The organism is Mucilaginibacter phenanthrenivorans (assembly GCF_024721155.1).
GTDB lineage: Bacteria > Bacteroidota > Bacteroidia > Sphingobacteriales > Sphingobacteriaceae > Mucilaginibacter > Mucilaginibacter phenanthrenivorans.
In genome coordinates this window covers 195,944-216,274 of record NZ_JAHVAP010000002.1, presented here as the reverse complement: position 1 = coordinate 216,274, position 20,331 = coordinate 195,944, and the positions used below count along the sequence as shown (strand labels likewise).

The 20,331-nt window shown below is 43.1% G+C and carries 21 protein-coding genes; 2 read left to right on the top strand and 19 right to left on the bottom strand.

Annotated elements, in window-relative coordinates:
* Nucleotides 1–96 precede the first annotated feature (96 nt).
* On the top strand, nt 97–2,097 hold the full coding sequence (locus tag KXD93_RS05625) for a M1 family metallopeptidase (protein ID WP_258135926.1): 2,001 nt from the start codon (nt 97–99) through the stop codon (nt 2,095–2,097).
* Between the two features lie 175 nt (nt 2,098–2,272).
* Here KXD93_RS05625 and KXD93_RS05620 read toward each other — a convergent pair whose 3' ends face one another.
* From KXD93_RS05620 to KXD93_RS05600, 5 genes are all read right to left on the bottom strand, one after another.
* Nucleotides 2,273–2,833: a Maf family nucleotide pyrophosphatase gene (locus KXD93_RS05620; RefSeq protein WP_258135925.1), complete on the bottom strand. Its 561-nt coding sequence runs from the start codon at nt 2,831–2,833 to the stop codon at nt 2,273–2,275.
* Between the two features lie 146 nt (nt 2,834–2,979).
* A complete protein-coding gene (locus KXD93_RS05615; RefSeq protein ID WP_258135924.1) occupies nt 2,980–3,501 on the bottom strand; it encodes a KdsC family phosphatase in 522 nt (173 codons plus the stop codon).
* Between the two features lie 81 nt (nt 3,502–3,582).
* The gene (gene iscX / locus KXD93_RS05610; protein ID WP_258135923.1) at nt 3,583–3,825 is read right to left on the bottom strand and encodes a Fe-S cluster assembly protein IscX; all 243 of its coding nucleotides are present in this window, start codon (nt 3,823–3,825) and stop codon (nt 3,583–3,585) included.
* A 65-nt stretch (nt 3,826–3,890) separates the two neighbouring features.
* Nucleotides 3,891–4,223 (bottom strand): 2Fe-2S iron-sulfur cluster-binding protein, encoded by a 333-nt coding sequence (locus KXD93_RS05605; protein WP_258135922.1) that lies wholly within the window; start codon nt 4,221–4,223, stop codon nt 3,891–3,893.
* 19 nt (nt 4,224–4,242) lie between these two features.
* A complete protein-coding gene (locus KXD93_RS05600; protein ID WP_258135921.1) occupies nt 4,243–5,034 on the bottom strand; it encodes a Rossmann-like and DUF2520 domain-containing protein in 792 nt (263 codons plus the stop codon).
* 67 nt (nt 5,035–5,101) lie between these two features.
* Here KXD93_RS05600 and KXD93_RS05595 point away from each other — a divergent pair, with 67 nt between their 5' ends.
* Nucleotides 5,102–5,791, top strand: a complete 690-nt coding sequence (locus KXD93_RS05595) for a hypothetical protein (RefSeq protein ID WP_258135920.1) — start codon at nt 5,102–5,104, stop codon at nt 5,789–5,791.
* A gap of 17 nt (nt 5,792–5,808) precedes the next feature.
* Here the strand turns inward: KXD93_RS05595 and KXD93_RS05590 are convergent, their stop codons facing one another.
* The 14 genes from KXD93_RS05590 to KXD93_RS05525 form a co-directional block, all read right to left on the bottom strand.
* Nucleotides 5,809–6,525, bottom strand: a complete 717-nt coding sequence (locus tag KXD93_RS05590) for a phytanoyl-CoA dioxygenase family protein (protein WP_258135919.1) — start codon at nt 6,523–6,525, stop codon at nt 5,809–5,811.
* A gap of 10 nt (nt 6,526–6,535) precedes the next feature.
* On the bottom strand, nt 6,536–9,004 hold the full coding sequence (ccsA, locus tag KXD93_RS05585) for a cytochrome c biogenesis protein CcsA (RefSeq protein ID WP_258135918.1): 2,469 nt from the start codon (nt 9,002–9,004) through the stop codon (nt 6,536–6,538).
* A gap of 9 nt (nt 9,005–9,013) precedes the next feature.
* The gene (locus tag KXD93_RS05580) at nt 9,014–9,424 is read right to left on the bottom strand and encodes a cytochrome c maturation protein CcmE domain-containing protein (RefSeq protein WP_258135917.1); all 411 of its coding nucleotides are present in this window, start codon (nt 9,422–9,424) and stop codon (nt 9,014–9,016) included.
* A 126-nt stretch (nt 9,425–9,550) separates the two neighbouring features.
* Nucleotides 9,551–9,892, bottom strand: a complete 342-nt coding sequence (locus KXD93_RS05575) for a cytochrome c maturation protein CcmE domain-containing protein (protein WP_258135916.1) — start codon at nt 9,890–9,892, stop codon at nt 9,551–9,553.
* A gap of 82 nt (nt 9,893–9,974) precedes the next feature.
* Nucleotides 9,975–10,118, bottom strand: coding sequence for a hypothetical protein (locus KXD93_RS05570; RefSeq protein ID WP_258135915.1), 144 nt, complete (start codon nt 10,116–10,118; stop codon nt 9,975–9,977).
* A 90-nt stretch (nt 10,119–10,208) separates the two neighbouring features.
* Entirely contained in the window at nt 10,209–11,885 is a 1,677-nt protein-coding gene (locus tag KXD93_RS05565; protein ID WP_258135914.1) for a T9SS type B sorting domain-containing protein, read from the bottom strand.
* A 142-nt stretch (nt 11,886–12,027) separates the two neighbouring features.
* On the bottom strand, nt 12,028–13,464 hold the full coding sequence (locus tag KXD93_RS05560) for a Glu/Leu/Phe/Val family dehydrogenase (RefSeq protein WP_258135913.1): 1,437 nt from the start codon (nt 13,462–13,464) through the stop codon (nt 12,028–12,030).
* Between the two features lie 151 nt (nt 13,465–13,615).
* Nucleotides 13,616–13,825, bottom strand: coding sequence for a CcmD family protein (locus KXD93_RS05555; protein WP_258135912.1), 210 nt, complete (start codon nt 13,823–13,825; stop codon nt 13,616–13,618).
* 1 nt (nt 13,826) lies between these two features.
* Nucleotides 13,827–14,501, bottom strand: a complete 675-nt coding sequence (locus KXD93_RS05550) for a cytochrome c biogenesis protein (RefSeq protein ID WP_373417346.1) — start codon at nt 14,499–14,501, stop codon at nt 13,827–13,829.
* Nucleotides 14,502–14,671: 170 nt separating this feature from the next.
* A complete protein-coding gene (locus tag KXD93_RS05545; RefSeq protein ID WP_258135911.1) occupies nt 14,672–15,862 on the bottom strand; it encodes a carboxypeptidase-like regulatory domain-containing protein in 1,191 nt (396 codons plus the stop codon).
* A 182-nt stretch (nt 15,863–16,044) separates the two neighbouring features.
* Nucleotides 16,045–17,418 carry a di-heme oxidoreductase family protein gene (locus tag KXD93_RS05540; protein ID WP_258135910.1) on the bottom strand — a complete coding sequence of 458 codons (1,374 nt, stop codon included), beginning with the start codon at nt 17,416–17,418 and terminating at the stop codon, nt 16,045–16,047.
* 8 nt (nt 17,419–17,426) lie between these two features.
* Nucleotides 17,427–18,515: an imelysin family protein gene (locus KXD93_RS05535; protein WP_258135909.1), complete on the bottom strand. Its 1,089-nt coding sequence runs from the start codon at nt 18,513–18,515 to the stop codon at nt 17,427–17,429.
* Nucleotides 18,516–18,521: 6 nt separating this feature from the next.
* Entirely contained in the window at nt 18,522–18,947 is a 426-nt protein-coding gene (locus KXD93_RS05530; RefSeq protein ID WP_258135908.1) for a QcrA and Rieske domain-containing protein, read from the bottom strand.
* A 4-nt stretch (nt 18,948–18,951) separates the two neighbouring features.
* Nucleotides 18,952–20,175, bottom strand: coding sequence for a hypothetical protein (locus KXD93_RS05525; RefSeq protein ID WP_258135907.1), 1,224 nt, complete (start codon nt 20,173–20,175; stop codon nt 18,952–18,954).
* Nucleotides 20,176–20,331 lie beyond the last annotated feature (156 nt).

The following is a 20,331-nucleotide window of genomic DNA, read 5'->3' as shown; positions in this document are numbered from 1 at the left end:
TAAACCAATTAAAAAAAATAATTCCTGCTCATCTTTAATAAAGCAAATGGGAACTTATCGCCATCATTTGTATATTGCATCCATAACTGACATTCCATGAAACTGAAACTCATCGGCACCGCCGTTCTTTTGCTTTTAGTTATTTCATCGCAGGCCCAACGCCGTCGCCGGGGAAATAACACCAACGACACCATCACAACCAGCTATCAGCCTTCTGAATTATTCTCGCCGCTTTTTTATAGCGAAAAGGGCAATGAATTTCATTCTGCCAATGGCGAACCAGGCCCTAAATACTGGCAAAACCGGGTAAACTATACCATTGACGCAGCAATTGATACCACCGCCAAAACATTAACCGCTATCGAAAAAGTTAGCTATATAAACAATAGTCCCGATGCTTTGCAGTACTTATGGCTGCAACTGGATCAGAATACTTACAAAAAAGAGGCCCGTTCTAATTTTGCCACCGGCTTTGCTCCCGGCCCGAACCAGCATACTACTGGTTATGATATCGAATCGATTACTGTTACAAACGGAACGGTAAGCACTAAAGCAGATTTTGTGGTTACTGATACCCGGATGCAGATCCGTTTACCAAAAGCTATAACCGCTAATGGTGGCGTTTTAAACTTCATTATAAAATACAAATACACCATTCCAGGCAATTTTGGCGGTCGTACAGATTACGTGGATACCAAAAATGGCAAGATCTATGAAATTGCCCAATGGTTTCCACGCATGTGCGTTTATGACGACACCCGCGGCTGGGATACCCTGCCATTTTTGGGCAGCGGCGAATTTTATTTAGAGTATGGCGACATCGATTATAAAGTAACTGCACCTGCAGATATGATTTTAGCCGGATCAGGCGAATTGCTGAATCCAACAGAAGTGCTTACGGCGCAACAGGTAAGCAGGCTGAATACTGCCCGCAACAGCGATAAAACCATCATGATAAGGGACGTAAACGAAGTAACCAGCGCAGCTTCCCGTCCAACAGGCAAGGCTAACCTAACCTGGCACTTCAAAATGCTGAATACGCGCGACGTTGCCCTTGGCGCTTCAAAAGCTTACGTGTGGGATGCGGCAAGGGTTAACCTGCCGGGCGGCAAAAAATCGCTGGCTATGTCTGTTTACCCGGTTGAAAGTGCAGGTACCGGAAAGTGGGACCGTGCAACCGAATATTTAAAAAAATCTATTGAATACTTTTCTGAAAAATGGTTTGTTTACCCCTACCCTTGTGCTGTTAACGAGGCTGGTATAGCCGGAGGCATGGAATACCCGGGCATCATATTCGACGGCATTACCGATAAGGGCAGCGAACTGTTTTGGATAACTGCGCACGAGATTGGCCACAATTGGTTCCCAATGATAGTAGGCAGCGACGAACGCCGTTTTGGCTGGATGGATGAAGGATTTAATACCTTTATTGACGTTTATGCATCCGATGAAATTAATCATGGTGAATTTGCTCCCAAGCGTGACGGGGAGTATGCACCCGGCGGCGGTAATCCGGCGGACGAGATAGTCCCGATAATCCAGGACCCGGATGCCCCTATTATTATGACTGCGGCCGACGCGGTTCCTGAAAAATACAGGCACCCCCTGGTATATTTCAAACCAGCGTTTGGCATGATTTTGCTGCGCGAGCAGATCCTTGGGAAAAACCGGTTTGACTATGCATTTAAAAATTATATTGCCAAGTGGGCCTACAAGCATCCACAGCCTGATGACTTTTTCAGATCGATGGATAGTGGCGGTGGTGAGGACTTATCATGGTTTTGGAAAGGCTGGTTCTATAATAACTGGTCGCTTGATCTTGATCTGATAGATGCGAAATATGCTAACAAAGATCCTAAGAACGGCGTACAGATCACTGTTGCCAACAAACAGCAAATGGCCATGCCGTTTACTGTTGAAGTGAAGTTAAAGGACGGAACCAAACAACGCACCTATTTCCCAGTTGAAACCTGGCTGCAAAACAAAGCGATCACTTTTACCATCCCAACCACTACCGAAGTGGAAAGCGTAACGGTTGATCCAGATAATGCACTGCCCGATATTAACAGGAAGAATAATACTGTTACAATTAAATAAAAGATTTGCTGCCGCGAGTTTAGCTGCAGCGTAACTCGTGGTATAGCATTGGCTAAGCTTTCAGCTTAGCCAATGCTATTTTGTAACTAACAAAAATTGATCTGAAATTTAGGTAAGCTGAAAGCTTACCATATGCCGCACCACGGGTAACGCTTTGCTAAACCCGCGGTAGCGTTTATAGTTTTTCCAAAGCTCTGTAAAGCTTTTCAGTCGGCAGGCCAACCACGTTGGTATATGAGCCATTTATTCTTTCAATGCCAATCAGTCCGATTCTTTCCTGGATGCCATATGAACCGGCTTTGTCAAAAGGCTGGTATTTATTAACGTAGCTACTGATCTCTTCATCAGAAAGCTTCCCGAAGTATACTTCAGAAACATCGTAAAAGCTATGATACTGGTGTTTGTACAACAAGCAAACGCCGGTTATCACCCTATGCATTCTGCCCGAAAGCAGCCGCAGCATCTCTATAGCATGATCTGCATTTTCAGGTTTACCCAAAATCAGGTCGTCGATGCAAACAATAGTATCTGCTGTGAGTACGATCTCATCTGTAATTGCCTCGTCAAATGCTTCTGCTTTTTTCGTGGCGATGTAAACCGCCACCTCTTCCGGCGTTAAATTATCCGGGTATGATTCATCCACATCCTTCAGCACAATCCTGAATTCAAGATCCATCAGCCGCAACAATTCTTGCCGACGTGGTGATTTGGATGCTAATATGATTTTGTGGTTCATTATTAGTGGTTCATAGTTGATAGTTCATGGTTCATAGCCGGAAGAAAAATAGTCAGGATATATAGTAGAAAGTTCTTTTTGCTGATTAAAGTTCAAATCACTTCGCAGCTACCATTAACTATGAACCATCAACTATGAACTGCCCCCTACCAGCTATACGCCTCCTCGGTCATCCATTTATCCTGCACCTTCAGCACTTTTTCAATAACATCACGGGCGCAGCCCTTGCCTCCTGCGCAGTGGGAAACGTATTTACTTATGGCCTTTATTTCTTCAACGGCATCTGCAGGGCAAACAGGCAGGCCTACAAATTTCATTACTTCAAGATCGGGAATGTCATCACCCATGTACAGTACATTTTCGGGACTGATGCTTTTTTCCTCTAAATAAATCTTCAGCTTGGTTATCTTGGTATGAATACCCATGTAAACATCGCTCACCCCTAAACTGTTTAGGCGGTGCAGCTGGCTTTTTGAACGGCTACCCGAAACCGTGGCAACGTTATATCCGCATTTTACGGCCAGTTGTAAGGCGTATCCATCCTTTATATTAAAGGCCCGGCTTTGCAAACCCTCGTCTGTCACAAAAACAGAACCGTCAGTAAGCACACCATCTACGTCAAAAACAAACGTAGTTATTTCTTTAAGTTTGGATAAAAATGATTCCATATTTTATTATTGCGACGATTAGATTTATGATTTCACCGATTTAGGGATGATTGCTCAGATAACAGACTACTGCCAACTCTCTTACTGATTATCCCGCCATTCATAAACCCAGGCCGACTGAATCTGTTCCAGGTGGCCTTCGTTTGATTCTTCACGGGTACCGGCAAAGTTAGGGAGAGAAAGCACCCATTCCAAAAGATCGGTAAAACGGATGCGATATATTTTTGATTCGCCAAAGTCATCACCAAATTTTTCATAAAGCTCAATTGCGATATCTTCATGATCGTTCCAGTGAATAGGCAGGCTGAATTTGTCGTCGTTCATTTTTTGAATATTACTTATTCGTATAAAAATCAGTGTAATCACCTAAAATCGGTGTAATCCCGGTTCTAATGCCCCAGGAATTGATTTTGGTCGGGCAGAGTTATTTCTATATCGCCATCAATTATCACACACTGGCAGCCCAAACGCGAGTTTATGCGCGGATTAACGGCCCTGTCGATAAAATCCTCCTCCTTATCTGAAATTTCCTGGATGTTATCCATCCCCTTATTTACGTACACATGGCAGGTGCTGCATCCGCATACCCCGCCGCAGTTGTGCTGCAGTTCAATGCCATTTTCCAGGCAAACGTCTAATACAGATTCACCTTCGGCAATGGGCAATTCAACACTCTCCAAACCCTTTTCCTCAAAGCTTATCTTAACTTTAAAAATGTTCATTGGAGCAAAAGTAACAAAATTACCCGTGCCTGTGCCCCCCATTATTGTTTTTGATAATCTCCTGACTTAACAATGAATATATCTTCGCCAACTCGGGGTCATTACCAAGCATTTGCAGGTGTGCAGCCATTGTATTTTCGTCGTTACGCACTGCGGGACCGGTTTGTACATCAGCCGGAAAGTGTGCCTGTACTTTTTGAGCCGTTTCCAAAATCAGCGGGCGAAGCATTTCAAAACCCATGTTCTGTTCACCCAGCAATTGCTGCGCTACGCCGTATAAATAGTTGGGGAAGTTGCAGGCGAAAACAGCAGCAAGGTGCAGTGTTTTGCGTTGTAAAGAATTCACCCGGTAAACATTATTACTTACGGTTCGGGCAAGTTGCTCCAGGTTGCGGGTTATTTGCTCATCAGCTCCTTCAATACACAAGGGAACCGACCAAAAATCCACCTCCTTTGTTTTGCTAAAGGTTTGCAGCGGATAAAATACACCTGCATTATCGGTAATAGCCAATAGCGCCTCGATATGCGTTGCGCCCGAGGTGTGTGCTATCAGTTTTTTATACGGGGCCAATTTTTCCGCCAACTTAATTATAACGTCATCTCTTACGGCGATTATAAAAACATCCGTTTCAGGGTTTACCAGGGTTAAATCATCAATTGCTTCGGCCCCTACGTGATAAGCCAGCAAAGCAGCGTTGTGCGCATCTCGGCTATAAACCTGCACAATGCGATGCCCGGCATTTTTAAACGCCGCAGCGAGGTGCGTTGCTACATTTCCTGAACCTATTATGGTGATGCGCATAGGATGCAATTTTAAGAAGATTATTGCGCTTCCAGATCTTTATTTAGTAATTTTATAAGGTAACCTATTCATTCCGATGAAGCACATCTTGCTATTTTTTGTTTTGCCTACCTTACTTTATTATAGCAGCCACTTACATGCTGCAAATCGTTCGCTGATCGACACAGCCAAACATCGGCACAAAAAAACTATAACGCCGTTTCAAGAATACAAATTGCGCTGGGAGAAGCATCCGGCTTCATATGATGACTGCGTTTTTAATAACAGGTTTTCTTTAGCTCAGCGTTTGGCTAAATATCCATTTTCAAACGCAGCGAAAATTGTTGCTGTATCTTATAAATGGAGTGTACGCACTCCTGACGTATTGATCGGCGATACCACATCCAAACTCCCTGATACCGTTTTCAGGAGTGACTTACATGTAGAGCATGGCAAATTAAACTATTCATCGCTTAAAGAAATAAAAACGCTTACGTCGACTCAAGTTTCGAGTCTTACCCGGATAATCTACAATACGACATACAGGAGAAAAGGCTCACATATGGGTGACTCTGGCCACGCATGCTTTAGTCCGCGTAATGCACTACTTTTTTACGACAAGCACGGCATAATTTATGACTATTTGGAGATTTGCTTTGAGTGTGAGAAAACAAATTCGCTATCGGATAGAATAACTATAGGAACAGATTGTACGCAAAAACTTAATTTGTTTAAGCAATTCCTGGTTGATGTTGGGATAAGGTACGGTACCTTAAAAACTGATTAACCGTTCTGACAATTGATTCAATAACTCTCCCGTTCCGCCCAGTTTATTTCCACCGGCAATTCCTGCCTGCTAAACTCTATATGAATAACCCGTCTTTTTTTATTGGATGTTGTGCGGTTTGAAGCATGCATTAACAATGGAAGCATGATCATAACTCCTCCAGCCGGTACATTACAGCTTGTGTCGATGATCGTATCCTTATTTAAATTTTCTGGGCGGGCTATATTAAGGTGTGAGCCTTTAATAACCTTTAAAGCACCATTACCTTCATCCGTATCATCTAAATGAATGCGGATGGTAAAATTATCCAGAAGAATATCTACAGGTGGTTGAACAGCAAATTGATTTAATTTAGTTGTCCATGGGCCGTAACCGGGCAAGTCACCCTTTTTGTCAACCGAAATTGTAAGATCCTGGTGCCAGGCAACAAACCAGTTTGATTTTTCAGGTTTGTCGAAATAGATGGCTTTAACGATAAAGTATTCATCATTAAATAAATGCCCGATAAGCGCCTTCAACTTTTCGTTAAATATCAGCTGTTTAACTTCCGGTACTTCTTTTAAAAATTGGCGGATCGCGAAAAGATCATCGGTTTTACGAAATGTCAGGTTTGATTGGTCAGCGGCTTTGATGGCATCGATAATTGCAGCAATCTCTTCCGGCTTATAAACATCTTCCAAAATAGTAAACCCATTTTGGCTAATCTTCTCACGGTGTGCCGACCAACCTTCCATTTAACAATTGTTAAACAGTCTTCAATTCTTTGTTCCTGCGTGAAATTGAAAGTAAAAACCCGATGATCATGATAATAGTTCCTGCCCAAAGAAAGTTAATATAAGGGAAATCAAGCGCTCGCATTACTATCCATGGTTTCTTGTTGCGCGGCTGCTGGTAAACAACAATCTCTACTTTATTTTTATCCGGCAGGATCTTCGACAAACGCAGCTTTAGGCCTACATCGTCAACCTTACGGTAGAAATCAAGTACGCTTTTGTTCTTTATCATAAAAACAGGTTCGGCGGCGTATTTTTTATTGTGCGATACAATTTCCAGTTTTGCGCCAATGGCAACGTCGCTGCCTGTAAGCGGTATGTTTTGTACCTGTACTTCCTTATTTAACGACTTTAACACAATATAGCCATCCCTGAATGGAATAGTATCACCAACCGCAACTTCATGCGGGATAGGCTCCTCATAATTCTTGTCATCATCTTCCTCGCCATGCGCAGCTGCATCCTGCGAACCGGCAGGCTTGCCCGCGTTTGGCGGCAATGCCGTAATGTGGGTGTACAAGTCATGCAGCAGGTAATGTTTTGTATCCGGCGATGGCACCAAACCCATTTGCGGATTGATCTGTACATTGGGCTTCAACAAAAACTCCTCAACTAACTTGCCATTAGCGTCATAGCGTTTATAGTTTACCTTGTAATAATGGTTAGGCTCTGCTGTGGAGTCGCCCAGGTAGGTAACCGTATACCCTCCCATTTTAACAGGTTCATTCCGGTAGATCATTATGTTTTCCTTTGCATCACCCGCACCGGCATTTTTATCAAAGTTCGGAATGCCCAGATTACCGGTTTCATTTTTTGAAACCACACCACGGGTACCCGCAGCTATTAATGCTCCTATCAGCATCAGCGCAAAACCAATATGCGCCACTGCCGAGCCGGCAAGCTTAAACTTACCCTTTAACGAGTCAGAAAACACCTTTCCGTTGGCCAATACCGAGTAGATTGAACCGAACATTACCAGAGAGAACACAAAGTGCAGTTTATATAAACCGCTTGTATAAATTATCAATGCGGTAATTAAGGCCGCAAAAATGAGGTAAAGCAGGGTGGTTATAAAAAAACGGGTAACATCGGTTTTCTTGTATTTTAAAAACTGGGTAAAGCCGGTTAAAATAGCAATAACCATTGCGAACGAGGCCTGGATAACATTGTAATGCCCCACCAGGTCGATAGGCGGCGCTATCTTAGTGCCAAACATCGCATTCCATACGGGGATTGAGGTAACCAGGATTAAATGGAAGCAGGATAAACCCAGGAATATCGAACCAACAAACATCCAGAACTCACGCGAATAAGTATCCTCGTCCTTTTTGGTGATAGGCATTTCCTTAAACCGGGCTATCAAAAAGTAGATAGCTATTGCTAAGAACACCGCGATAAACGCGACTAACTGCCAGAACATCCCCAGATCGGTAAACGAGTGTACGGAAGTTTCACCCAGGATTCCGCTCCTCGCTAAAAACGACGAATAAGCGACCAGCACAAAGCTCATCAGCACTAAAAAGGTAGCTGTAAAATAAGAATGCCCTGTATTTTTATAAACTATTAAAACGTGCAATCCGCCAACAAGGGTAAGCCACGGAAATATGGATGCATTTTCAACCGGGTCCCAGGCCCAAAACCCGCCAAAATTAAGCGATTCATAAGCCCATAATGATCCCATAATTACACCTGTACCCAATATCATTGCAGCAAACAATCCGTATGAAATTGCCGGCGCAACCCATTCCTTGTAGCGACGTTGCCATAAGCCGGCAATGCCATAAGCAAATGGCACAATTACAGATGCCAAACCGAGGAACAAAGTTGGTGGGTGAATAACCATCCAATAGTTTTGCAGCAAAGGGTTCATACCCTGGCCATCCTTTATAAACGACATATAGTCGGGCCTTGAAAATATGGGGGCCTCAACTGCCTTTCTCAAAAGCAAAAATGGCGAACTGCCTATGCGGGCGCCAAAAACCTCAATGCCCAGTAACATGGATGCCAGGAAGATCTGTGAAAACGAGATAATCGTCATCACCGGTTTTTCCCATGATTTTGCGCGCCAGATGAGGATATTACCTAAAACCGCCTGCCAGAAAGTCCAAAGCAAAAAACCGCCCTCCTGCCCATTCCAGAAACCTGAAACGATGTAATATACCGGCAACGAGCGCGAAGTATATGCCCAGGCATAATGATATTCAAAATAATGATTGTAGATAATATAAAAGAGCATCACACCAACTCCTAAAATGGAAATGGAATTGGCCCAAAAGGCTATGCGCCCCATCTTTAGCCAGGAGTTGTCCAGCTTGTTGGTGTTAGTAGTAGCGAAGTAATAGCTTATGGCAGAAAGTAACGCCGCGCCGAAAGATAGAATGACAAATACCTTACCTATATTACCGGGCAGCAGGTGTTCGCCTTGAAAAGCTATATCCATTAAGTGATTTTATATTGAAGCCGTTTTGGCTTTGAACTCTGTAACTTCTATTTTGTCCTGGGTATACTTTGAAGGGCATTTCAACAGGATGGTTGATGCATGAAATTCATTGCCCGTCATGCGGCCGGTAAGCACGATTTGCTCCGATTTTTCAAAGTCCTGGGGTTTGGTGCCGGTATATATCACCTTACATTCTTCGCCTTTGTTATCCTTCACAAAGAATGAAAAGTAGTTGGCATCCTTGGAAGCATCATAGTAAAGTTCTTTTCCCTTATCCAAATGGCCAACTATGTGCAGTTCATCAGCAGTTTTCTTAGCATCACTGAATGATCCGTAAGTACTTGAACTTGAGTAAGTACTTATAATTGTTGCTATTGCTATGGCAATTACAATCAATCCAAATATGGCACTTTTTTTCATTACGGGTTTATCTACTTTGTTTCGGATTACAAAAATACAAAACGTTAATGTAATAATGTTTATTACAAGACATTAATCTTATTTATAATCATTCTTAATAAATAAAATACCTGTAGTGATGGTTTATCAGGGCTTCATCATCGCTGTTAATGACGATGCACGAAATACATTACCATCCATATGTCCCTTACCTATAATATAAGCTGATCGTTCCAGTGAATCGAGCTTAAAACCTGTAAATATCACTTTGCATTCCTGACCAACACTGTCCCTCATAAAAAAAGAGAAGTTATTATCTTCATTATGAATTTCTTTTTGCTTATCCAGGTGCCCTATAACCTGTACTTCATAGGTTGTGCTTTTCGCATCGGCAAAAGTACCGATATTGTTTTCTATTGAGTTTTTTCGGATCAGGACTGTTGCAGCAATGGCCACTGCTATTAAACCAAGTATTAAAATCTTTTTCATTGTGTATATTATATATTGCGTAAGGATGATTAGCTTTTAGAGTAATAACCTCGGTCTGCGTTACAGATTTATCCGTAAGTTTTTATTTTTCGCCTTTGTTGGCGTTGTCACCAACAAAACCGGGATGTTTGTGATTTGCAGTTCGTAACCTGGTAGCCAGGTTTGTGCATGCTATGGCCCCATCCAACTTGTTGCTGACAGAGAGTCCGAAAGTAAAAAATAGCATGGTTGCATACAAGCAAGTTTAAATCCGTCGGGCATTAAATTTCAGGCTTCGCCGGCTCCCGGACTTTCGGCCTTTCGGACTTCCCACCCCTCACCGCAAAAGCATAATAGATGCGGCCTTGCTTACCTTTGTTTGCCTATAATTATCCACCCCGTCAAATACCCAATAATAAACACCTACCGGGAGATTTTGTCGATTGTAGTTGCCATCCCAATAGTCGGCAGCCGATTTAGCAGTAAATACCAGTTTACCGTAACGATTAAATATTCTTACGCTTTTAAATGTAAGCTGCCCATCTATCGTTAAGGAGAAGTTGTCGTTAATACCATCGTTATTAGGTGTAAATGTATTTGGCGCAACAATGGTATATGGGGGCGGCGGCTGAATATCCACATCCACGCGCTGTATAGTGCTGCAACCGTAGTCGCTTTCAGCTTTTATATAAAACACGCCAGCATATCTTATAGCAGTATAATTACTAACGGGTTTGGTGGCTTCAGCGTCACTATAATAGCTGTAGGTTAGCCGGGGGAGATGAACAAAGGTTTTAGTCAGATCTACGGTCGTGGGAAAAACAACTGTAGGCGGATCGACAACTACCAACTGGGGTGTGGCAATTACGACATTCACGGGTAAAATATTCATACATCCCTCCGCATTCATTCCCTGGATGTAATATTTCCCAGATACGGTAATCCTATCTGGCTTGTACAAATAGCTGCTGCCTAAGGGGTCAGTGTAATAACTTAAAGTAGCACCTACGCTTGTGCCCGCCGTTACTTTGGGCTCGGTAAGATCCGCGCCAATGCCAGGACAACCAAACACCGTGTCTAAAACACTCAAGCGAAATCCCTCATCAATTTTGTTGACTGTTGTGTGTAAGATATCAATGCAACCCAAACCGTCGTATGGAAAAATCTGGAGCGTATAAGCCGTACCATCAGGCGGCGGCGGAGAAATGGTAAGGCTCTGGCCGGTACCAACTTTCTGCGTCATGTCTGCATTATACCATTGATAAGTTTGAAATCCGTTTGGCGCGTAAAGCGTCATGTATGTTTGCCCTGCACAATACGCGTTACCTGCTATAGAAACCCCGTTATTTTCATTGATGTCGAGATATGCATAACCAAAATGCTGGCCCTTTGTACAATCGTTAGTAGTGAATTCCAGCCGGATTACCTCACCAATATGATTGCTCAAATCAATCGATGCGGTTGACCAATCCTTATAATAGATACTCGAATTTCTTGCACCCGTATCTGCTGATAACTTAAAGCCAGGTAAACTTGACGAAGCCACAAAGTCAAACGACGGGCAATCAAGGTATTTTCCACTGGTTATGTCATAAACCTGGGCAACAAATTTGGGCTGCTGATAATCGGCATGCCTGAAATTATCTAAAACAACTGCGTAGTCAAATAAAATACTATAGGAAGGTTGATTTGGAACTGTAAAAGTATAAGTAACACGTTCCGCTTGCTTGCCGGTATCGGAGTTACCCAGCCTGATGGAGTATTTACTGCCATTTGGGCAAAGAATTGGAAATTTTCCGTATGGATCGAGCGTATTAGCCGACTCCTTGCCTATTAAAGTCTGCCTGTTGTAAACCGCAGGGGTTGGATTCACGTGTACGGTCCCGTCAGGGTCAACGCTTCCTATATAACATTTCCACCCACTAAAGGAACCATCCTCAAAACCGACATTAGGGACCTGAGAATAGGCATTAATACTGATGAATAAAAATATAATAACTAAATGTTTAAACATCCTTATCCAATTGGAGGATTAAATGTAAAAACTTTAAATGATATTATCAGAAAAATGAATATGTGGTACTTGTAACAATATAAACGAAAAAAGGCTGGATATCAGTTATATCCAGCCCTGTATCAAAAAAGACGAATAACATTTATGGCCAGATACCAAGATTTTGGTACGATACCGCAATTTTGTTAATAGCGCCAACCATTGCTGCGCTGCGAAGCGTATCAATTTTAGGATTATTCTTATAAGTTTCCCTTATCTCGTGGTATGAGCGGATCATAGTATCCTCCAAACCTGAATTTACTAATTCAAGCTCTGATGCTCCTTTTATAATGGTTGAACGCTGCATTGCAGTTAATGCAACACCGGTGATGCCTTCCACCATATTTACCAGGTTAAGGTTCGAATTTTCTTCAAAACGCCTGTTTATACGGCCAAACGCTACGTGCGACAGATTTTTAAGCCATTCGAAATAAGATACTGTAACACCGCCGGCATTGGCATACATATCAGGAATTATTAAACCACCGGCCGCGTAAAAAATAGCTTCCGCCTCGGGTGAGGTTGGGCCATTCGCCCCTTCCGCAATAATTTTTGCCTTGATATTTTTAACATTAGCGATTGTGATCTGGTTCTCCAAAGCAGCAGGGACCAAAATATCACAAGGCTGCTCGAGACCTTCCAGGGAATTTTTGAATTCCTGTTTTGCACCGGCATATCCTAAGATAGATCCGGTTACCTTGCGGTGCTGAAATACTGCGTCAACGTCCAAACCATCAGCATTATAAATAGCGCCTTCAAATTCGCACAAACCAACTACAAGCGCGCCGAATTCGGCTAAAAATTTGGCAGAGTGGTAACCCACGTTACCAAGGCCCTGTACAATTACTTTTTTACCAGAGATGCCGGGCAAAAGGCCAATTTTTTGCATATCCTCGCCAACACTTACGCATTCGCGGATAGCGATTGCAACACCACGTCCGGTTGCTTCCTTGCGGCCGGCAATGCCATGTAATGCGATTGGTTTACCTGTTACAGCTCCCATAGCATCCAGCTGACCCGGGTTCATGGTAGCATAAGTATCGGCTATCCAGCTCATTTCGCGCTCGCCTGATCCATAATCGGGGGCAGGTACGTCAATACTGGGGCCTATAAAGTTCTTCTTAATTAATTCAACCGTGTAACGACGGGTAATATTTTCAAGCTCCTGGATGGTGTAGTTTTTTGGGTTGATCTTGATCCCTCCCTTAGCGCCGCCAAATGGCACATTTACAATGGCGCATTTGTAGGTCATTAGGGCAGCAAGCGCCATTACTTCGTCCTCATTAACCATTTCGCTGTAGCGGATCCCGCCTTTTGTTGGCGACTGGTGTTGTGAGTGTTCAACACGCCATGCGTCTATCACTTCAAAGCCGTTTCCCCTGCGGATAGGGAATCTGAAACGATAAACACTGTTGCAAGATTTGATCTGATCGAGCAGACCAGAATCGTGTTTTGTAAATTGAGCCGCGTAATCAAAGTTCTTACATACGTCACCAAAAAAGTGGGTATCCTGATCAGCAGCCGGGTTATTGGTAGCCATAAAATTTTTGATAATTATTAAATCGTTAAAAAAGTATGCAAATTTGATGCTTTTTTTATCAATATCGCAAATATATTATCTACATAATCCGGCCAAAGTTTTAACATTACATTGAAATGTATGTTTAAACTGTTTAAACCTGATTTTTGAACTATTTTTCCTTTTCGAGTTTTTTTAATCGCCGGTCTATCGAGAACAAAAAAATGGCCAGGCCCACAAAAATCACCACAATTATTGCGATAACGACATATATCTTACCCGAAGCACGCAACGCATCGGCCATTTCCACATCCTGACCTGGCTGGGCAAATGCCCCAAAATACATTAGCAGCAAAGATGCTAAAACCAATATTTTCTTCATGTTAATTTAATTCGTTCCTTTTGTATTCAATTAAACGGATGCGGTAGCGAAGCGAAGCGATCCATATTGCCAAAAAGCTCCACGCTAAAAACGCAGGGTAAACCACAACGCGCATGCGACTGTCTAAATCGTATTTATTAAAACCCGGATTACCGCCGTTCCCTGGGTGTAAGGAATCTGTCATTCTTGGTAAAATAAATATCAATACGATCATTATCGGGAATGCGAAAATGTTATAGATAGCCGAGATCTTCGCCCGCTTTTGTTCTTCGTCTATCGAGTTGCGCAGCACCAAATACGCGCAATACAACAGGAAGGCAATAGCTGCGCTGTTCTGTTTAGGGTCGCCGCTCCAGTAAGCACCCCAGGCAAACTTAGCCCATATCATCCCCGTAACCAGGCCCAGTGCATAAAACAGCATCCCAGTGTTTACGCATTCAACTGCAATCAGGTCATATTCTTCCTTCCCTGTAGCTAAATACCTGATACTAAAGATAACCGAAATTACGAACACCGTAAGCATCGCCATCCACATGGGCACATGGAAATAAAGATTGCGGATAGTTTCGTGCAGTATTGCCAGCCGCGGCACGCCAAACATCAGGCCCGCAAACAGGGTGTATATAATGGTTACAACCACTAATACCTTCCACCAGGTTTTGTATATAAAACTCATATTATTTATGGGGCCAAAGGTAGGAATTTTAGTTGATTAAGTTAGATTGGGTTGATTAAGTGAGTGGTTGTTTTTCCAATAACTATATGTCAAATCATGCTAAAAAGCAATTATTACATTTCTCTAACTCAATCAACCATTCAACCTATTCAACTCAATCAACCAACACATCACTTCATATCCGGCACATAATCAACCGGCAACAGGTCAGAGACCTTTGCTCTTGCCCATGCACCTTCATATAGTGGTGAATTTTCTACAACAGTGCCATTGGTATCGAAAATGACATAAGGCGCAGATAAGGTGATTACAGTAACTTCATAGTTAGACATATCCAATGGGCGGTAAAGGTCCCTATCCTTTGTATCGTCTGTTTTTCTGGTGTAAACAACGTACAGGTAATTAGGAAAATGCATCGCATATAGACCGGCCTGCCCTGTTGATGATAAAATCTCCCACGTTGCGTACGGAAGTTTACTAACATGATCGCCTGCATATTTTGACTCATTAATTGCGATATCCTGCCAGTATTTAAAAGAATCAACTATTCGCCGCTGGTAAAAAAATTCCATTTTACGTTTGAGAATATCTTCTGGTGGCCGCTTCGGATTAGGATAACGGGTAAAGTTATAGGCAATAAAACCCTCGTCCTTTAATTTATCGGCGTACAGTGAGCGATAAAAATGCATAGCCGAACCATAATATGCTTCCTCGCGTTTTTTATGCCACTTCTTTTTCTGCGCCTCACTTCCCGGCAAATCCTCAAAAAGCTGCTGCCCCTCCCTCGAAACTATCCCGGAGACTTTATCAATCTTAAAATCATTGACCAGGTATTTTACGCGATAACCAAGCGCCTTGTTTTCAACAACTAAAAACTCATCGGCATCGGCATGTAATAACTGTTTAGTTGGGTTATATGTTATGTTAAGAATATGGGGGTTCAGTACAACACAACTTTTTGCATTTTCATCCGTGCCTATAAAGTCTCGCCTGAATGCTTCATAATTTTTTTTCCAGTCTGCACTCGATGATATAACAACCTCCCTAAGCATTAATGGCTTCGGACTCAATTTAATATCCAGCTTAATAGGTTCGTGCCCAACAAGCACCGTGTTTGAATACTCTTCATAACCTAATATTGTTACCACCAACCTGTACTGGCCTGGCCTTATGCCAAGCAGGGCGAACTTACCATCTTCAGCAGTTGCCGAACCTACTGATGAATTGCTCAAAAATACGCTTGCCCGGGGTAAGGGCCTGTTGGTTTCGGCGTTTGTTACCATCCCGGTAATTACTCCGTTTTGCGCAAATGAGAGAACCGGGAAAAGAATGAATAAAAGGATGTGCCAGGGGAATCGCATCGACTAAAATTACAATTTATTTTGAAGATGCGAAAAAACGAATTTATTATGAACTGTGGATGAAAAAGTTAGTCCGAAAGTCCGGAACTCCGAAAGTCTGCAAGATTTAGCTCAGTGTAATAATATCTTTACACAGCATTCTATCTTTCGGACTTGCAGACTTTTCCAACTTTCGGACTTTCCTACAACGACTTCAAAAACTTTAAAATTGCATCCCTGTCGCTTTTAGGCAGGTTTGAAAAATAAGCGGTTGATTGTGCTGCTTCGCCGCCGTGCCACATAATGGCTTCAGTTAATGTACGTGCCCGGCCATCATGTAAATAATATCCCGGGTTATTTACGGTTTCAAACAACCCTACGCCCCATAGGGCAGCGGTTCGCCACTCGCGGCCACCAGCCAGGTAGTCGGGACGATCGTCAGCTAAACCCGGCCCCATGTCATGCACCAGCATATCGGTATAAGGGTGAATCACCTGGTTGGATAGCGACGGCATTGCCACGTTGATGCTGGTGGTAAACGTTTGCCTGTGGCAGTTGATGCATTTAGCCAGTATAAACAGTTGCAGGCCCCGTTTAATGGTTGCATCGGTAGTGTTCCTTCGGGCAGGCACTGCAAGCGTTTGCGCATAAAATTTTACGGCGTTCAAAAGGCTGTCCGGTAATTCAGGATCATCCTTTAATCCGTCATATTGCGGCTGGCCAAAGCTATTTTCAACTGGCAACAAAGTGGTAGTAATGCCCATATCCTGGTTAAAGGCGGTGGCAACCTGTGTTTTTATCGATGCCGTATTTGCTTTCCAGCCAAAACGGCCAAGCTGTTTGCTGTTGGTAACTACATCCCACACATAGTTGGCTTTACCCTTAATTCCGTCACCGTTTACATCATTTGGATCAGCCTGTGCTACGATTTCGCTTTCAGGAACGGCCTCTAACAGCCCCAGGCCAAACATCGGCGGCGCTAGTCGAGGAGACAGTAAATAGCTGCCGGATATAGGCGCATAAAGATTTGTTAAAGTATAAGTTGGCTTTCTCAACTCATAAGTTTCCCCATCAGGAAACGAATAAGAAGTGGTGGCATATGAAATATTCACCTTGCCCTCGGGTACTTTACCAAAAACAGCCTTATCCTGTAGCTGCAGGCCATAGCCTGGCACAGGTACCGGGCCGCCATGCTCATCCGTGCCCGGTAAACTCACCCGCATCAGTAGCGACGACTGTAGATCGCCGGCTGTGGGCAAGCCAATGCCATCGTTGTGATGGCAATTGGTGCATGAAGTATTATTAAAAATAGTGCCTAAGCCACTATGAATGGGTGCCGGTGCGGTAACAAATGATTGGCTGAAAACCAGGTCGCCCAGTTCATGCACATGCACGTCGTACCCGCTTAGGCCGGGAAACATATTTCCAAAAGCCTGCGAGGTGGCGCTGAAAACAGTTTCATCGCCACCGGAAAGCTCATCATTGTATTGTTCTGCAGGAAACACTGCCGATTTCTGGCATTTTACCAGGATCAGCACCAATACTATTAGTACGCCAATTACCTTTAATTGTCTCAATTTATTTATTAGTCTTTAATATTTGCCTGGATAAAATCAGTTAGGTCGCCGTCAAGCGTTGCCTTTAGGGTATTGATGGTGTTTTGAATAGCAACCACCTGTGCCCTGTTTGAATAGATAGCCTTTTCGTAAGTAATGTTATTTTTTGATAATACATCGAATGAACTTACTGCGGCCTTGATCTGTGCTTGTATGGTAGCATCAAGCGATGACTTTTTTGACTTCACTAACTCACTTAAGCTATGCCCGCCTGTGCTATTGTAAGTACTTAAATACGCATTCCCGATTCCCTGGATATTGTTGGTAAAGTCCGTTACTGAATTGTGTGAGAATGAGGATTCATCTAAAGTCGAGTCTTTTGCAGCATAGGGCGTTTGCATTTTTTCGTTGGCGACTTCATTACAAATATCAGCCATTGAACCTACCAGCGCCTTAAAGAAATCAAGACGGGTTGTAAACCGGGTGCTGCCCTTGCCCGCATTAGTTACCTGTAAACTGAAGTTACCTGATTGAGATGGGTCCCAACTATTGCGAAGTTCCTTAGTGGTATTATAAAGGCTTTGAGCTAATGACGATAGGTAAACTTTTTCGCGTGCTGTGATCTGCGCCACCTTTTTTGTGCTGCCAACACCAAATATGACATACTCTATAGCATGGAAACCTTTTAATGTAGTGCCGAGCGTATCAATATCGGCAACAGCTAAAGGATTGCTGCTGGCCAATAGCACGTCAAGATCTGTTTTATTAACCGGCCAGTCGTCCATAGTTGGGTCATAGTTAAAATCTTCTACCGGGCCAAACAAGTAGCCTTCACATGATTCCCAGGCAGCACGGGTATTTTTCCAGGCAGTTTGAGCGGCCTTTAAATTACCATCGGTGGGCGTTGCAATCAGGGTAGCGATGGCATCGTTCATTATGCCCGCCTTGGTTTCAATGTCAAGGTAATTAGGGTTTGCCAGGTTGGTTGGAAAATCAGCCAGGATCTGTCCTTCCAGTGTACCGTCAGCAGTGGTTGGAGTAAGAGATGCCTTTGAGCATCTTGAAAAAGTCACAGCAATGGCTGCTATGCAAATCAGGGTAATTATTTTTGTTTTCATAGGTGTTTAACTTATATGGATTATTATTTGGCCGGATTCTATTTGGGTGGGATATTTTTGTAGCGGGCGCTCCGCAGGTCCATTAGTTACATGGCCCTCATTGTCAAATGCACTTCCATGCAGCGTACATTTAAAGCCATTACCTGTTGGAGTTAACTGGTTATCGGCATGTGTGCATCGCAGCAGCAAAGCCGTATAAGTGCCGTCCTTCTCCTTTTTAAGACCGACGTTATAGTACATTCCCTTAGGCTGGATAACTTGAAAATCACTATTGGCGAACAAGTTTTCGGGAACAGCTATCTTTTTATCAGCCACGGCAGTTTTATAAACCGGCAGCGCCGAACCGCATGAAGCCAGCGAGCTCACCAGCATTCCCGAGCCTGCCAACAGGCATAGCGTGCAGGTTTGCTTTACGAAATTTCTCCTATCCATACTATTAAAATGAGAACGCAAGGCCAAGGTTCACCAGGTTATTATCTTCCTGGTAAGGCAGGGCAACAGGGTTAGGGTTAACAATCAGGTTGGGGTTTTGAGCACCGGTGTGGATTATCCGCATATCAGCCTTAATGGCCACGTTACGCATAGGCAGATACGTGAACCCGGCGACTACATGGTTTTGATCAAGCGTACCGTCAGTTATTCCGTTTGAGGGGATACTGGCATTTATATCAAACTTTTCATCCCGGGCAAAAACAATAAACTGTTGTCCGTGTGCATTTTTTGAACGGTATAAAAGATCATAAGCTAACTCAAGGTATGCGCCGTACTCGGTTTTTGGCGTGTTGTTAGCATAAGCCGCATTAATTTGAGCTGCATCTGGTATGGATACTATAGCCCCCAGCGCCTTCAATGAAAAGCCGCTCCTTGAATATTGAATATCGCCTTCGCCAATAGCTACCGGTGTACCAAATATTCCTGAATTTAATCCAAGGCTATCGGCTTTGCGTTTGCTTACACCCGTTGTACCACCGTAATAGCCGGCAACCTGCGCCTTAAAATTACCCTGGTAATATTGTAATGATGCAGTAACAGCAAGGTTGTTCCCACTGGCGTTGCGGCCCTCAAATCTACCATCGCGAATACCTGTACCATGATCGAACGTTGCCGAGCTTAGGCCATTCACAAGGCCGACAGAATAGTTTAACGGCAAATTGTTTAAGCTGCCATAAAGGCCAATACCTAACTCGCGCCAGGTTGATGGCAGGATGAACGTTTCCACATAGTTACGCTCGTTACCGTTAAAGGTGTTCGGCAGGTGGTTTTCATTCAAGATACCTAATCTTGGGATAAATAAACCTGCTACTATATATTGGTTGGCATTTAAGTTAAATTTAAGGTAGGCTTGTTCGATAGCAACCTCGCCCCCGCTTTCGCCGCCGGTAACCTTAGCATCTTCAACTTCAAGTTCCGAAAAGACCGAGATCTTATCATTAAACTTATGACCGGTAAAAAGCACAAAGCGTTCCAGATCGAGCTTTGAGGTACCAAGATTATTATTACGCTGATAAAATGCATTACCATAGCCACCAATAGTGGTTGAGCTTTTCGAAATGCCGGTATTTAGTGAATCTTCTGAAGTTACGGGGTTTGTTTTCTGTGCGAATAGGGCTCCGGCAACTAAAAGAAAACCAATTGATAAAGTAAAAATCTTTGTTTGCATATGTGACGTTTGATCACAGGCAAAGAAACATTTTATTTAGACTTAATCCAAATAAAAGAAAAAATTATTTAAAACGATTCCAGATAAGATACAAACTATTGAAATTCAGAAAACTACAGAAAGACCACTTAGCCAAATCTGCTACATTGAATCAAA